Origin of the sequence: Saccharibacillus qingshengii (genome assembly GCF_013185195.1) — a bacterium.
GTDB classification, from domain to species: Bacteria; Bacillota; Bacilli; order Paenibacillales; family Paenibacillaceae; genus Saccharibacillus; species Saccharibacillus qingshengii.
On the sequence record NZ_JAAZWC010000003.1, the window covers coordinates 156,274 to 171,097 of the forward strand.

Genomic DNA, 14,824 nt, shown 5'->3' on the forward strand with positions numbered 1-14,824 from the left:
TCTTTGGGGGAAAGCCGTCAGGTTGTCGAGAAAGTCCTATTCGTTGTAGAAGCTCGTCGGCTGCGGGAGAAATTCATTCCGGTCGCGTGTTGAAATCGGGGAAAAGGATTAAATTTTAGCGGAATTTCCCCGATTTCAAAGGCGAACACTGTCGTTCCTACACTGAATTTCTCCCTTCGCCTCCTCGCTTCATTTAGGATTAGACTTTCTCGACACGTTGGCGGCTTTCCCTTTGGGGGAAAGCCGTTTTCTTTGTTTCCGGGCTGCTGTATAATTTGAACGGACAAACCGTCGACAAGGCGGGATCCGGAGAAAAAAGGGGGAGCCGCGATGAGAGTGGTCGGGATTCTAATCAACACGCTCAGCGTTTATTGGATCGCCATGGGGATTTGGTTCGTGCTCGATACGTGGAAGCCGGGCGTCGGAGCTTCGACCGTAACGACAGCGATCGGGTTTTCTCTGTTTTTTGTGCTGCCGGGTGTGCTGTTTCTGCTGCTTGGATCGTGGATCCTGCGCCGGGCCAAGCGCAAGCGCCTGGGGACGGTGAACGGACAGGCTGCAGGCAGCCCCATCGATCTGGTCAAGCCGGTTTCGACGAATGACATCTACCGTACGAACGCGCCGCGTCCGAAGGCCGGCGCATCGGGACTGGCCGTCGCCGTCTGTCGTGCCTGCGGAAGCCGCAAAACGATTCGCGCAGGCACCGAAACGGTATGCGATTACTGCGGAGCCGCGATCGAGCCTTCTTGACGAACAAGCGCCGCAGAGCAAAGGCCCGAATACCCGGCGGCGAGCTTTGGTTACGCCGATCGACCGCCGCGAGGAAAGGAAGACCAAGACATGAAACCGATTTTTGCGAACGATTGGGCGGAGATTCTGCATCCCGAAATGGAGAAGCCGTATTATCTGGAACTCCGGCGCAGGCTGGCGGACGAATACCGCAGCCAAACCGTATACCCGGACATGTATCGGATCTTCAGCGCTTTTCATTTGACGGCTTTTGCCGATACGCGCGTCGTTATTTTGGGGCAGGATCCGTACCACGGACCGAATCAGGCGCACGGACTCAGCTTTTCGGTTCAGCCCGGCAGACCCGTTCCGCCCTCGCTGGACAATATTTATCGCGAACTGCATGACGATCTGGGCTGCAAACCGGTACGGCACGGATTTCTTGAACCCTGGGCGAAACAGGGCGTTCTGCTGCTCAACCATGTATTGACCGTGCGGCGGGGCCTGGCGGCTTCGCATCAGGGCCTGGGCTGGGAGACGTTCACGGATGCGGCAATCGCGGCGATCAACAAGCGGGAACAGCCGGCCGTATTCATCTTGTGGGGACGCAGCGCCCAGGAAAAAGGAGCGTTTATCGACGCCGGCCGACATCTTGTGATTAAGTCGGCGCATCCGAGTCCGCGTTCGGCGGAACGGGGCTTTTTCGGCAGCCGTCCTTTTTCCCGCACCAATGAGTTTCTGCGTTCCCGCGGGCTGCCGGAGATCGATTGGTGTCTGCCCGATATGCCGGAAGAATTGAAGGAAGAAGGGAAAACGACGACATGAAGCCTTACCGATATCTTTTGTTCGACGCGGATGATACACTGCTCGATTTCCGCCGCTGCGAACGCGAAGCGTTGGCCGGAGCGATGAAGGAAGACGGCTGGGATACGGACTTCGACAGCTGCCTGGCGTGTTATACGGCGATTAATCGCGCTTTGTGGACCGATTACGAGCAGAACCGAATTACCCAGAATGAGCTGCGCGGCGAACGTTTCCGGCGATTGTTTGCGCAGCTGGGCGTTGACGGCGACTCGGAGGCATTTGCCTCGGCTTATCTGCGGTATTTTGCGGCCGGTTCGTTTGTGACGCCGGATGCCCGGGCGGTGTGCGACGCACTGAAGCCGGCATTCGACCTGTCGATTATCACCAACGGGGTCAGCGACGTGCAGTTCTCGCGGATCCAAGGTTCGGAGTTGAAAGCTTATTTCGATCATATCGTCGTGTCCGACGATGCGGGTTCCGCCAAGCCGGCACCGGCTATTTTCGATTATGCGTTGAAAAAGATCGGCTGCACGGACAAATCGCAGGCGCTTATTGTCGGGGATTCGCTGTCTTCGGATATCCGGGGAGGATACGAATACGGCATCGATACCTGCTGGTACAATCCCGAACGTCTGCCCAACAACAGCGGTATTGCCCCGACCTACGAGATCGCGCAGTTGACCGAACTCATCCCCCTGCTGCTGGAAGGAAACGGCCGATCGGCGTAAAGGATCAACGTTCAAGCACCCGGTAATGATGGCGCGCCGCAGCGCTTTTTGGCAATGCGGCCGCCGCCGGCGAAAATTGTTGGAGGATTCCCTTTCTTTTTGACTCTTGAAAACGCTACAATTAAACTTGGAATGTGACCATTTTGTGATAGCGATGAAGGAGGAGACGGATTTTGGATTATCGGATCGAAAAAGACACGCTTGGTGAAATGAAAGTGCCCGTAAGCAAGATGTGGGGGGCACAGACGCAGCGCAGTAAAGAAAACTTTCCGATCGGCCAGGAGAAGATGCCTTCCGAAGTCATCCGCGCCTTCGCCATCTTGAAAAAATCGGCAGCGCTTGCGAACCGTGATCTGGGCAAGTTGTCGGAAAACAAAGCCGGAGCGATTGCCCAGGCGGCCGACGAGATCCTGGAAGGCCTGCTGGACGAACATTTCCCGCTGGTGGTCTGGCAGACGGGCAGCGGCACGCAGTCCAATATGAACGTCAACGAAGTGATCGCCTACCGCGGCAACCAGCTGCTCGAAGGCAAAGGCGGTACCGACGAGCGTCTTCATCCGAACGACGATGTCAATATGTCGCAGAGTTCCAACGACACGTTCCCGACCGCGCTGCACGTAGCCGGCGTCACGGCTGTCGAGGACAAACTGCTGCCGGCGATCGCGGTACTCAAAGCGACCTTCGACGAGAAAGTGGAAGCTTTCAAAGACGTGATCAAGATCGGACGAACGCATCTGATGGACGCGACTCCGCTGACGCTCGGCCAGGAAATCAGCGGCTGGTCCGCGATGCTTGCGAAAAGCGGCACGATGATCAAGGAAAGCGTGCAGCATATGAAGGAGCTTGCGATCGGCGGCACGGCGGTTGGCACCGGCATCAATGCGCATCCGGAATTCGGCGACCGCGCGGCGGCGTACATTTCGCAGTTTACGCAGGCTAAATTCACTTCGGCCCGGAACAAATTCCATGCGCTTACGAGCCACGACGAAGCGGTGTATACGCACGGTGCGATCAAGGCGCTGGCGGCCGATCTGATGAAGATCGCCAACGATGTGCGCTGGTTGGCCAGCGGACCGCGCAGCGGTCTCGGCGAGATCCGGATTCCGGAGAACGAGCCGGGCAGCTCGATCATGCCGGGCAAAGTCAATCCGACCCAACCGGAAGCGATTACGATGGTTGTCGCCCAGGTGTTCGGCAACGACACGACCATCGGCTTCGCCGCCAGTCAGGGCAACTTCGAACTGAACGTGTTCAAGCCGGTCCTGATCTACAATTTCCTGCAGTCCGTCAACCTGCTGGCCGATTCCATGCTCGCGTTCAACGACAAATGCGCCGTGGGCATCGAAGCCAATCTCGACCAGATTCAGCACAACCTCGGCAATTCGCTGATGCTCGTCACGTCGCTTAATCCGCATATCGGGTACGAGAACGCGGCGAAGATTGCGAAGAAGGCCCACGCCGAAGGAACATCGCTGAAAGAAGCGGCTTTGTCGACAGGTCTGCTGACCGAAGAAGAATTCGACCGTTACGTCGATCCGAAAAAAATGATTTGATCGGAGGCCTGGAGATGACCGAACCTTTCCCGAGTGAAGCCGAACTGGAGCCTATTCGTTATCCGGTCGGAAGACCCGCAGAGATCGACACGTTCGAACCCGGGCAGCTTGAAGCCTGGATCGAAGAAATCCGGCGTCTGCCGGATCGGCTGGAAGCGGCGATCGAAGGCTTGAGCGAGCAGCAGCTCAATACGCCGTACCGCCCTGGCGGTTGGACCGTCAAGCAGGTGGTGCACCATTTGGCGGACAGCCATATGAACGCCTATATGCGGCTCAAGCTTGCGCTAAGCGAAGAGAAGCCGACCGTCAAACCTTACGAAGAACAAATTTGGGCGGAGCAGCCCGATGCCTCCGGTCTCGCCGTCGGCGCGTCCCTGCTGATTCTGCGCGGACTGCATACCCGCTGGACGTTCCTGCTCGAGTCGCTGACGCCCGAGCAGTGGAACCGGAGCTTCTACCATCCCCAATCGGAGAAATGGACTCCGCTTGGCGTACAGACCGAACATTATGCCTGGCACGGCCGGCACCATACGGCGCAGATCGTTTCGCTGGTCGAACGCTCGGGCTGGCGCTGACCGTTCGGACCGTCAGAACATCCTTATAAGCCCGCATCCCGAAGCCGCATAAACCGGCAGACAAAAAAGGACTTCAGAACTTTCCGCATCCGGAAAGTCTGAGGTCCTTTTTGATAGGATTGGTGTCCAAGACCCGCCGCTTCGTAGAGCCTATACGGGTGCTTCGGGGCGGCCGATTCTTAAGGCTGAAGGGGCACCGGAATGGATTCGATCACGGAATTTTCGCCGAACAGCCGGTCGAACGAGACCAGGCCGAATCCGTACTGGCTGTCTTGCCCGGCTGTACCCAGATCCTGGGCGCTTTGCTGAAGGGCTTCGAGGATCTGATCTTCGCCGAGATCCGGGTAAGCCTGCTTCAATACGGCGACCATGCCGCTGACAAAAGGAGCCGCCGCGGATGTGCCTTCGCCGATTTTATATTTGCCCGACATACTCAGGCTGACGATACCGACGCCGGGAGCCGCCAGGTCGACACCGCTGCCGGTTCCGGAGAATCCTGCCCGGTTCAGCCCGGAATCCACGGCCGCAACGGTGATCGTTTCCGACGATTTGGCAGGGAAAGCCAGCGTATCGCCGCTTCCGTCCGGCAGCCCCGAGTTGCCGGCGGCCACGATGACGGTGATGCCCGCATCGGCCGCTTGATCGAGCAGACGCTGCACGGTGTCCGACTGCTGCGGGAAAGACAGGGAAAGATTGATAACGTCCATCTGCTGACCGATCGCCCACTCCAGCCCTGCAGCAAGTGACTCGACCGACCCGTTGCCCGCTTTGTCCATCACTTTGACGGCGTACAGCGAAGCGTCCGGGGCAATGCCGGAGTAAGCTTTGTTCTTGGCTCCGATAATGCCCGCTACGAATGTGCCGTGTCCGTTGTCGTCTTCGTAGGAAGAGACGCCTTCGACCGTAGAGATCCCGCCGGCAATCGCAAGTCCCGACCGGCTGGAGATCCCTGTGTCGAGAATCGCGATCTTGATTCCCGCGCCGGTGTAACCGGCCTTCCGGGCAGCCGAAGTATCGATTGCAGCATACCCCCACGAACCTTGTTTGATCCTGGAAGTCGGAGAAGCCGACGAAGACGGATCGGATACGGTGCTTTGGATCCGGCCGGCAGCGGCGGATGTCGAAATTTCAACGTTCGCTGCCGCGGAGAACGGCTGTATAGGTGTCAGCAGAGAAAAACCGAGCAGTCCCAGCAAGGAAACAGCCGCTATAATGAAAAAAGTGAACATTTTCTTGGCGTGGGATGGGTACATGGCTCGTGATTCTCCTTTTAGTTACAATTTTCGACTTTATTTACTCTTTATTATCGGAAAAATGTCGATTCCCGAAGAGGATTTTATACAGAATTAGAGAAAATATTTAATTTTTCAATTAAATTCGACAAAAATTGCGGTTGCTTCTGATACGAAGCAAACAAGCTTTCGGATCACAACAAAAAAGGCTGTTTCGACAAAAACATTTGCTTTACAATGAACGGGGAGACTTTTTCCAAAAATGGCGAATCGGAACGGAGTGGTGGAGATGAATACGAAGAAATTGGCTGCCGAACGGGCGGTAGAAGCGATAGAAGACGGAATGACGGTTGGACTCGGAACGGGGTCGACGGCTTATTACGCGATCGAGAAGCTGGGCGAACGGGTGCGGGAAGGCCTGACCATCCGCGCGGTCGCGACTTCCAAACGGTCGGAAGAACAGGCGATTGCGCTGGGGATTCCGATTGTGCCGTTTGCGGAGGTCGGAAGAATCGATATCACGATCGACGGAGCGGACGAGGTGGACCGGTCGCTTCAACTGATCAAGGGCGGAGGCGGCGCGCTGCTGCGCGAGAAGATCGTGGCGGCTCGAAGCGACAAAATGTTCGTCATTGTCGGCGAAGACAAGCGGGTCGATACGCTTGGCGCGTTCCCTCTGCCGGTCGAGATCGTGCCTTTTGCCCATGAATGGACACTGGATGCGCTTCGCTCCCTGGGATTGAAGCCGGAACTGCGGATGGCGGACGGGGAAATTTACGTGACCGACAACGGCAATTACATTGCGGACTGCGGCGGCGTTCCGATTACCGATCCGGCTGCGCTGCACGCGAGCCTCAATGCGATTGCGGGCGTGGTCGAAAACGGATTGTTCGTCGATATGGCGCATACGGTGATCGTAGGCCGTGCAGACGGAAGCATCGACACGATAAGCCGCTCTTCCCTATGAACAGACCAAACGAAACAACATCCAACGCTTCGAAGCCGGTACAGGCAAACGGCGGACAAACGATTCTGGAAGGGAAGCAGGTTCGCCTGCGTTCGGTGGTCCCTGCGGATTACCGCGAACTGTATGATCTCCACTATGCGGATACCGATCGGGAATGGGCCGAATGGGATGCTCCCTATTACAAAGCGGAAGAAACGCAGGAGACTTTTGAAGAATTTGTACAGGGGTACGAGAAACAGCGCGCGCGAAATCTGCCGTGGGAACGCCGTCTGCTGGTCGAAACCCGGGAAGGCCTGATGCTTGGCGTTATTACTTCTTATTGGGAACACGAACCTTCCAATTGGCTGGAAACGGGGATTCTGCTGTACCGATCCGGCACCTGGGGGAGGGGCTGTGGAACGGAGGCGCTGCGGCTGTATGTGGCTTATCTGTTCGAACGCCTCGACGTACCGAGGGTCGGCATCACGACCTGGTCGGGCAACGAGCGGATGATGCGCGCTGCGGCAAGAATCGGCATGCAGATCGAAGGAAGAATGCGCCGCTGCCGGATCGTGCGAGGAGAGCTGTACGATTCCATACGGATGGGCGTGCTGCGCGAAGAATGGGAAGCTTTATACGGATCTGCAGCCGATCGATAATCGTTTGTCAAGTTGCGTATCTTTTCTGGGTATGGGAAGATGGACCCGAGGTTTTAACGGGGGATCGACGGACATACAAACCGGGAGGGATACGCGAATGACCCATCAAGATCAAAATCTGTCGGCGTTTCCTCCCGCTGAAGCGGGGGTGTCGAAATGACGCTGCGACAAGGAAAAATGCTGCTGGACGAAATAGAAGGGCTTGCACTTGAAGTCACGGAGCACCAATACAAGATTCAACCGGATCTGATGCAGCGCTACGGGAAGCCGGGATTCGAGAAGTCCCGCCGCGATACGGTCTATACGCTGCATTATTTGGCCGAGAGCGTACGGATGGACAGCCCTTCCCTGTTCGTGCATTATGTCGGGTGGCTCAAACAGCTGCTGGCGGGATACGGCTTGACCGAAGCCGATATCCGGACAAAGCTCGAGCTGATTCTTGACCGGGTAAGAGCTTCCGAGAAAGACGAATGGACAGACCGCACGATCCGGATTCTTAATAGGGGTATCGCACGAACGGTCGAAGCGGGCGAAGTGCCTTCTTTTCTGAACAAAGAGCACTCGCTGGGAGCGGAAAGCCGGATGTATCTGGATGCGCTGCTGAGCGGCGACCGCGTGGGCGCCAATACGCTGATCGACCAACTGATCGAACGGGGAGAAACGATCCGGGATATTTACCGGTATATTTTCCAGGCGTCCCAGTACGAAGTGGGACGTTTGTGGCAGACCCAGCAGATCAGCGTGGGCGATGAACATTACTGCACGGCCGCCACGCAGGGAACGATGTCGAGGCTGTATGCACGCTGGCTGGGCACCGAACGCCAGAGCCGCAAAGGTACGCTCGTATCGGCCTGCGTGGGCGGAGAAAAGCACGAAATCGGACTTCGGATGCTGACCGACGTATTCGAGATGGAAGGGTGGGATACCCACTATCTCGGGACAAGTATCGACGAAGACAAACTGATGGATCTGATCGCACAGCGAAAAGCGGATATCGTGGCGCTGTCGGCCACCATGACGTTTCATGTGCGTCTAATGAAGAAACTGATCGCGAATCTGCGCGCCGACGAACGGACGGCCGATGCGCTCATTATGGTAGGAGGTCTTCCTTTCAACGTCGACCCTTTGTTGTGGCAGCGCGTAGGAGCAGACGGATATGCTCCGGACGCCGAAGGAGCGCTTGCCGAAGCCGAGCGCCTGACCGCAAACCGCAGACGCCGGGAAAGAGTGCGGGGTCAGACGGGCACGGCTGCGGAGGAAGAAGGAGGACAGGGGCTTGGAAGCTGAAGGACGGCGCGAAATCGAACGCCTGCAGGCGATCGTGGAAGGACTCAACGACCGGATCGTCCGCGGACAGTTGAAGGAAGAGCGGATACTGAACGATTTTTCGGAAATGAATAACGAGCTGGTCACGCTTCAGCGCCAGCTTGCCAAGAGCAACTGGGAGCTGCAGGAAGCCGTGCGCGAGGCCGAGAAAGCCAACGAAGCGAAAGATCGTTTCCTGGCCATGATCAGTCACGAATTCCGTACGCCCATGAATGCGATTCTGGGCATCACGGAGCTGCTTCGCGGCAGTGCGCTCGGCAGTACGCAGCAAGCATGGACCGAGCTGATCGATGAGTCCGCGACCGAACTGCTCGGCATGGTCAACGATCTGCTGGACCTGTCCAAAAGCGAAGCGGGTGCCTTGACCATCGAAGCCAAACCGTTTGATCCGAGAACGGTTGTGGCTCACGTGGCGGAACTGCTCAAGCCCAAAGTCGATGCCAAGCGCAATCGGCTCGATTACCGGATCGATCCTTCGATCGCCTCGACGCTGCACGGAGATCCGACCCGGCTGCGCCAGATCCTGATCAATCTCGTCCACAACGCGAATGCTTTTACGGAAGAAGGCGATATCCGGATCGATATACGCCCGGGAACGAAGGATGCCGAGAGTATCCGCTTTGAGATTCAAGACAGCGGGATCGGCATTTCGGAGGCGAATCTCTCCAAACTGTTCAAGCCCTATTCGCAGACGGAAGCGGGCAAAACCAAAGCCGGGACCGGACTTGGCCTGATGATCTGCAAGTCGCTCGTCGATACGATGAAAGGCGAGATCGGGGTGTTCAGCCGGGAAAATGCCGGCTCGACTTTCTGGTTCGAAGTGAAGCTTCCGCCGGTCGAAACACCGGAGGCGTCGGCAGCTTCGCTCCATGCGGTTCCTTCGCTTGGAATGCCCGCGTCGGATATTCCGATCCTTGTCGTGGAAGACAATCCGATTAACAGCCGGGTGATCGGGATGCAGCTCAAGAAACTGGGACTTGTGTCCGTGCAGATCGTAAGCAGCGGCCAGGCCGCCGTGGAAGCGTTTCTTGACCGCTCTTATGCGCTGATTCTGATGGATAAGAGAATGCCGGTGATGGGAGGGATCGAAGCGACGCGGCGGATCCGCGAGCTGGAGCACGAAGCTTCGCGCAGACCCGTTCCGATTATCGCTTTGACGGGAGATTCGATCGACAGCGAGCGGGAAGCCTGTCTGGAAGCCGGCATGAACGATTTTCTGGGCAAGCCGGTCAATCTCGAAGCGCTGGGAGCCATGCTGCAAAAATGGATCCCCAAAGAAGCCGAGCCGATTCTTGATCTTGTCGTTGTGCAGGAGCTGGTCGGACTTGACGAAGGCGAAGAGCCGGAGGTTCTCCGCGCGCTTCTGGAAGTATACGAGCAGGAAACGCCGGGGAAACTTGAACGCCTCGAAGAATGGGTATTGGCCGGAGCGTTCGAACAGGGGATCCGAGTTGCCCACAACCTGAAGTCCGGCAGCTTGAGTCTGGGCGTGAACCATTTTTCCCGCATGCTGGAACGGATCGAACATGCGCTTCGGCAGGACTGTATACAAGAAGCAAGAGACGTGCTGCCGAAGCTGCAGGGTGCTTACCAAGCCGCCTGCGCGGAACTGCGCCGGTTTGCCTGAACGCCGGGCAGACCGGTTGTTTCGTCTGGAGCGCCGTGCCTACACCGGGAACTTACAAGAAGAGGAGATCAATATGCTGCAATCGGTAAAAGAACAAGCGCGCGACCCGAGAGTCGCCGCACTGCTGGAACTGTCGGTTTTTCCCGATCCGGAACATACGGAGCGGGCGATTGCCTTCTATGAACAGGAAAAGGATGCGGAGCTGCTCGCTTATATTGAAAAAGGCGAAATGCTGGGCATCATCGGTTTCAGACCCGGCTCCGACAACGAATTGACGATTACGCATCTGGCTGTCGATCCCGGCAGCCGCGGACTCGGATACGGACGCGGCATGCTGCTCGAGCTCATGGTCCGTGAACGTCCGGAACGCGTTGTCGTGGAAACCGACGAGGAAGCGGTGGATTTCTATCGCAGCGTCGGATTTTCCGTGATGAGCCTGGGGATAAGCGCAGCGGGACTCGAACGGTTTCACTGCCTATACGAGACGGAAGACGAAGAATAGTTTCGGTAGGTTTGATCCAGCCTTTTCCTTAAGGGAAAAGGCTTTTTGCCTACCCGGATTCCGCATATCGCCGGGTTGACAGCAATAGTCAAAACCTTTATAGTTTCACTGTCGAACAATTTCATTATCGAACTGTTTTGTGCCGCTAATCGGACAGGCTTCGCATAAGCAAAGGAGGAGTAGAGGATGGACGAACGGATTCGCAAAGATCCCGAACTGCCGGCCGTGGACGCCAAAAAGCTGATCAATCGGTTTCTTGAATCCTGGCTGGCCATCGAAAGAGAGATGGGATTGGTCGTGCGCAGACAAATGCAGGAAGACTTGACGAACGATCAGTATTATCTGCTTCAACACATTATGCAGTGCGGTCCCCGAACCTCGTCGGAACTGGCCGAAACGTTCAAAGTGGTCAAAAGTTCCATTACCGCAATCGTGACAAGGTTGGTGGACCGAGGTTTGATCGAGCGAACGCGCAGCGAAGAAGACCGCCGGGAAGTTTATTTGTCGTTAACCGAGCACGGGCAGCGAATCGCCGAGCAGGTCGAGCGGCGTATCTCGGAATCGGTCGGCGGCTATTTGAGTCATTTTGAACAAAAAGAAATCGAAATGGTCATGTCGGCATTCGAAAAGCTGGCCCGACTGGTCATTGAAGACGGAGGCAGAGAGAAAGAATGAGAACCATACTGAAAGCCAGGTGGCTGGTCCTGCTGATTTGGATCGCGGCAGCGGTCGGATTGTTCCTGACGGCGCCGTCGATGTCGGATCTGGTTCGGGAAAAAGGCGGGATTTCCGTACCCGAAGGCTATACGTCGACCGAAGCTTCGGCGATTCTCCGCGAGCTGGCCGCCCAGGAAGGCGGAGCGGAAGGAACAACGATCGCGCTCGTATTCCACAATCCCGACGGTTTGACCGCCGCGGAGAAGAAGCAGGCCGAAGAGGCCGTAAACGCAGTCGAGAAAAACAAAAAAGAGCTGCATGTCACGTCAATTCTCAGTCCGTTTGAACAGCCGGAGCTGAAAGAGCAGATGATTTCGGCCAACGGGCAGACTATTCTCGTTTCGCTTACCGCCGAAGTGGCGGAAGGCGAAGCGGCGGAAGTTCAAAGCGGACTCGAAGAAACGCTGGCTCCTTACGAAGTCGCGCATTATCTGACGGGCCAATCGCTGATCAACGAAGATACGGTGCGCAGTTCGGAAGAAGGTTTGAAGAAGTCGGAGTATATTACCGTCGTCTTTATCCTGCTGATTCTGGTGCTCGTGTTCCGGTCGGTCGTGGCACCGTTTGTCCCGCTGCTGACCGTAGGACTCAGCTACATCGTTTCCCAGAGTATCGTCTCGTTCCTCGTGGACCGATTCGATTTCCCTTTGTCGAACTTTACGCAGATCTTCATGGTTGCCGTGATGTTCGGGATCGGGACGGACTACTGCATTCTGCTCATCAGCCGGTTCAAGGAAGAGATGGGCCATACGGATAACAAGTGGGATGCGATCGTCGAAACGTACCGGACCGCAGGACGCACCGTTATCGTATCGGGACTTGCGGTGCTGGTCGGCTTCGCGGCAATCGGTTTGTCGCAGTTCATGCTGTACCGCTCCGCCGTGGCGGTTGCCGTCGGTATCGCAGTCATGCTGCTGGCGATGGTAACGATCGTGCCGTTCTTTATGGCGGTACTCGGACAAAAGCTGTTCTGGCCTTCGCGCAAAGCGATCGGCCACAGCGAAAACCGGCTGTGGGGCTGGGCGGGCCGCTTCTCGATGAAACGGCCGTGGGCGGCGATGCTGATCGTGCTGGCCGTTACGCTGCCTTTCCTGCTGACGTACAGCGGCAAGCTGTCGTTCAACAGTCTGGAAGAAATCCCGGGCAACTACGAATCGGTACAGGGCTTTAATATTATTGCGGACAGCTTCGGCGCGGGACAGGCGATGCCGGCCAAGATCGTGATTCAAAACGATCAAAAAATGGATAACGCCGAATATGTCGCAATCGCCGAACGGATCAGCCGTGAGGTATCGAAAGTGGACGGCGTAGACAGCGTACGCAGCGCAAGCCGTCCGACCGGCGAAGAAATTTCGGACTTCAGCGTGGCCGATCAGGCCGGAACGCTGAAGGAAGGACTGGGCGAAGCGGGCGACGGCCTGACCAAAATCCAAGACGGATTGTCCGATGCGAGCAAACAGCTGAGCGACAATGCGCCGCAGATCCAGGAAGCCGCAGACGGAGCGAACGAGCTGGTCAGCGGTACGGAAGAGCTGAAGACCGGCGTCACGCAGCTCGGCGACGGCTTGGCGCAGATCGAGACCGGTATCCGATCCGGCGCTTCCGGCGCGGGTGACCTGCAGACGGGACTTGCGCAGATGAAAGCAAGCGCGCAGCAGTTGGCCGATGCGCACGCGCAGCTGCTGAGCGGGTATCAGCAGGTAGGTACAGGGCTTACGGCGCTTGACGGCGGCATGTCCCAAATCGGCGACCAGCTGAACGCTTTGTCCGGCGCGCTTGCCGGTGTTCAGAGCCGCTTCGGCAGCTTGGAACAGAAATTCCCGGCACTGCTGCAGGACGCCGATTATCTGACGATTCGCGGCACGGTTACCCAGACCGGTCAGGGAGCTGCGGCACTGGCCGACGCTTTCGGCCAAGTTCAGGGTCAGGTGACGCAGGTTGCGGCCGGAATCGGGCAGGCCAATCAGGGATACGCGCAGGCGATCGACGGCCAGAACCAATTGACGGGCGGCTTCGATCAGCTGATTGCGGGTATCGAACAGCTGCAAAGCGGCCTGAACCAGGCTGCCGACGGCCAGGGTGAGATCGTCGGACAGGTACCGTCGATTACCGGCGGCCTGGATCAGCTGCAGGGCGGCCAGAAGCAGTTGGGCCAAGGATTCCTCGATTTGTCCGACCAGCTGACGCAGCTGACGGACGGACTCGATCAGAGCGTCGACGGTCTCAAAAAAGTCGGAGACGGCCTCGGTTCGGCGGAAGACTATCTGACGCAGCTGCAGGAAAATTCCGACTCCGAGCTGGGCGGTTGGTTTATTCCGCAGGAAGCGCTGGAGAATGAAGATTTCCAGCAGGTCTTCGACAATTACATGTCCAAAGACCGCAAGATCATGACGCTTGACGTCGTGTTGGCGGACAATCCGTACAGCACCGAAGCGCTGGCCAAAGTCGACGATATCCGCGCCGCGGTCGACCGCGGTACACAGGATACGGCACTGGAACAGGCCGATGTGGCAATCAGCGGCGTGACGAGTACATTTGCCGATCTGCAGACCGTATCCAATGCGGATTACAGCCGTACCGTGTACTTGATGATGGGCGGGATCCTGATCATTCTGATTCTGCTGCTGCGCTCGATCATCATGCCGCTGTACCTCATGCTCTCGCTGTTTGTGACGTATTACGCCGCTCTCGGCGTAACGGAAGCCATCTTCGTGAACATGCTCGGCTATTCGGGGATTACGTGGACGACGCCGTTCTTCGGCTTCGTTATGCTGATCGCACTCGGAGTCGATTACAGCATCTTCCTGATGGACCGTTTCAACGAGCACCGCGACCTCGATCCGAAAGAAGCGATTGTACACGCCATGCGCAATATGGGAACGGTCATCTTGTCGGCCGTCTTGATTCTGAGCGGAACGTTCGCTTCGATGATTCCGTCCGGCGTGCTCTCGATGATGCAGATCGCCACGGTCGTATTGGCGGGACTTGTAATCTATGCCCTGTTCATGCTGCCTTTCTTCGTGCCTGTGATGGTGAAGACGTTCGGCAAAGCCAACTGGTGGCCGTTTCGGATGAAGGAAGACGGGGAGAGATAGAAGACTTGGAAGCGGGGACTTAAAACCTGTAAGAATCAGAGCGTAGTCCCCCTGCGAAAGATAAAAGTAACAAAAAGCCGCTTCCCCGGCATAGGGGAGCGGCTCTTTTTGATTTACCAAACCGTGGACAAAAGCTGACAGACAGGTTTTTGCCGTAATAACTGCAGGAAGACACTTATTTTTGCGAAACAGCCGATTGAATCAAAAATAACGGCGTGACGACACTTATTTGGCGTGAAAAGGGGCTTTGACTCGTTTTTCGCTTAAATAGGTGTTCCTACGCAGCTATTTGAGCAGGAGCAGGCAGAAGGAGGTAAATAACGGTTCCTAC

The 14,824-nt window shown here is 56.8% G+C and carries 13 protein-coding genes; 12 read left to right on the forward strand and 1 reads right to left on the reverse strand.

Features of this window, described 5'->3' with window-relative positions; translation table 11 throughout:
- Positions 1-330: 330 nt before the first annotated feature.
- The 5 genes from HRQ60_RS04195 (at position 331) to HRQ60_RS04215 (ending at position 4,389) form a co-directional block, all read left to right on the forward strand.
- Positions 331-750: a TFIIB-type zinc ribbon-containing protein gene (locus tag HRQ60_RS04195; RefSeq protein ID WP_172194387.1), complete on the forward strand. Its 420-nt coding sequence runs from the start codon at positions 331-333 to the stop codon at positions 748-750.
- 90 nt (positions 751-840) lie between these two features.
- Complete coding sequence (locus HRQ60_RS04200; protein ID WP_172194388.1) at positions 841-1,554, forward strand: uracil-DNA glycosylase; 714 nt, start codon at positions 841-843, stop codon at positions 1,552-1,554.
- Entirely contained in the window at positions 1,551-2,261 is a 711-nt protein-coding gene (locus HRQ60_RS04205; RefSeq protein ID WP_172194389.1) for a YjjG family noncanonical pyrimidine nucleotidase, read from the forward strand. Before HRQ60_RS04200 ends, HRQ60_RS04205 begins: the two co-directional genes overlap by 4 nt.
- A gap of 173 nt (positions 2,262-2,434) precedes the next feature.
- The gene (gene fumC, locus HRQ60_RS04210; protein ID WP_172194390.1) at positions 2,435-3,814 is read left to right on the forward strand and encodes a class II fumarate hydratase; all 1,380 of its coding nucleotides are present in this window, start codon (positions 2,435-2,437) and stop codon (positions 3,812-3,814) included.
- Positions 3,815-3,828: 14 nt separating this feature from the next.
- Positions 3,829-4,389 carry a YfiT family bacillithiol transferase gene (locus tag HRQ60_RS04215; protein WP_172194391.1) on the forward strand — a complete coding sequence of 187 codons (561 nt, stop codon included), beginning with the start codon at positions 3,829-3,831 and terminating at the stop codon, positions 4,387-4,389.
- A 179-nt stretch (positions 4,390-4,568) separates the two neighbouring features.
- On the opposite strand, the gene HRQ60_RS04220 is transcribed toward HRQ60_RS04215, so the two are convergent.
- Complete coding sequence (locus HRQ60_RS04220; RefSeq protein WP_172194392.1) at positions 4,569-5,642, reverse strand: S8 family peptidase; 1,074 nt, start codon at positions 5,640-5,642, stop codon at positions 4,569-4,571.
- 268 nt (positions 5,643-5,910) lie between these two features.
- Between HRQ60_RS04220 and rpiA the strand changes: the two genes are divergently transcribed.
- The 7 genes from rpiA to HRQ60_RS04255 all read left to right on the forward strand — a co-directional run bounded on the left by rpiA (position 5,911) and on the right by HRQ60_RS04255 (position 14,493).
- Positions 5,911-6,588: a ribose-5-phosphate isomerase RpiA gene (rpiA, locus tag HRQ60_RS04225; RefSeq protein ID WP_172194523.1), complete on the forward strand. Its 678-nt coding sequence runs from the start codon at positions 5,911-5,913 to the stop codon at positions 6,586-6,588.
- Positions 6,585-7,226: a GNAT family N-acetyltransferase gene (locus HRQ60_RS04230; RefSeq protein ID WP_172194393.1), complete on the forward strand. Its 642-nt coding sequence runs from the start codon at positions 6,585-6,587 to the stop codon at positions 7,224-7,226. Before rpiA ends, HRQ60_RS04230 begins: the two co-directional genes overlap by 4 nt.
- 156 nt (positions 7,227-7,382) lie before the next feature.
- Entirely contained in the window at positions 7,383-8,513 is a 1,131-nt protein-coding gene (locus tag HRQ60_RS04235; protein ID WP_172194394.1) for a cobalamin-dependent protein, read from the forward strand.
- Positions 8,503-10,179, forward strand: coding sequence for an ATP-binding protein (locus HRQ60_RS04240; protein WP_172194395.1), 1,677 nt, complete (start codon positions 8,503-8,505; stop codon positions 10,177-10,179). The genes HRQ60_RS04235 and HRQ60_RS04240 overlap by 11 nt, the downstream gene beginning before the upstream one ends.
- Before the next feature lie 73 nt (positions 10,180-10,252).
- The gene (locus tag HRQ60_RS04245) at positions 10,253-10,681 is read left to right on the forward strand and encodes a GNAT family N-acetyltransferase (protein ID WP_172194396.1); all 429 of its coding nucleotides are present in this window, start codon (positions 10,253-10,255) and stop codon (positions 10,679-10,681) included.
- 186 nt (positions 10,682-10,867) lie between these two features.
- The gene (locus HRQ60_RS04250) at positions 10,868-11,356 is read left to right on the forward strand and encodes a MarR family winged helix-turn-helix transcriptional regulator (RefSeq protein ID WP_172194397.1); all 489 of its coding nucleotides are present in this window, start codon (positions 10,868-10,870) and stop codon (positions 11,354-11,356) included.
- On the forward strand, positions 11,353-14,493 hold the full coding sequence (locus HRQ60_RS04255; RefSeq protein ID WP_172194398.1) for an MMPL family transporter: 3,141 nt from the start codon (positions 11,353-11,355) through the stop codon (positions 14,491-14,493). The genes HRQ60_RS04250 and HRQ60_RS04255 overlap by 4 nt, the downstream gene beginning before the upstream one ends.
- The last annotated feature ends 331 nt before the right edge of the window (positions 14,494-14,824 follow it).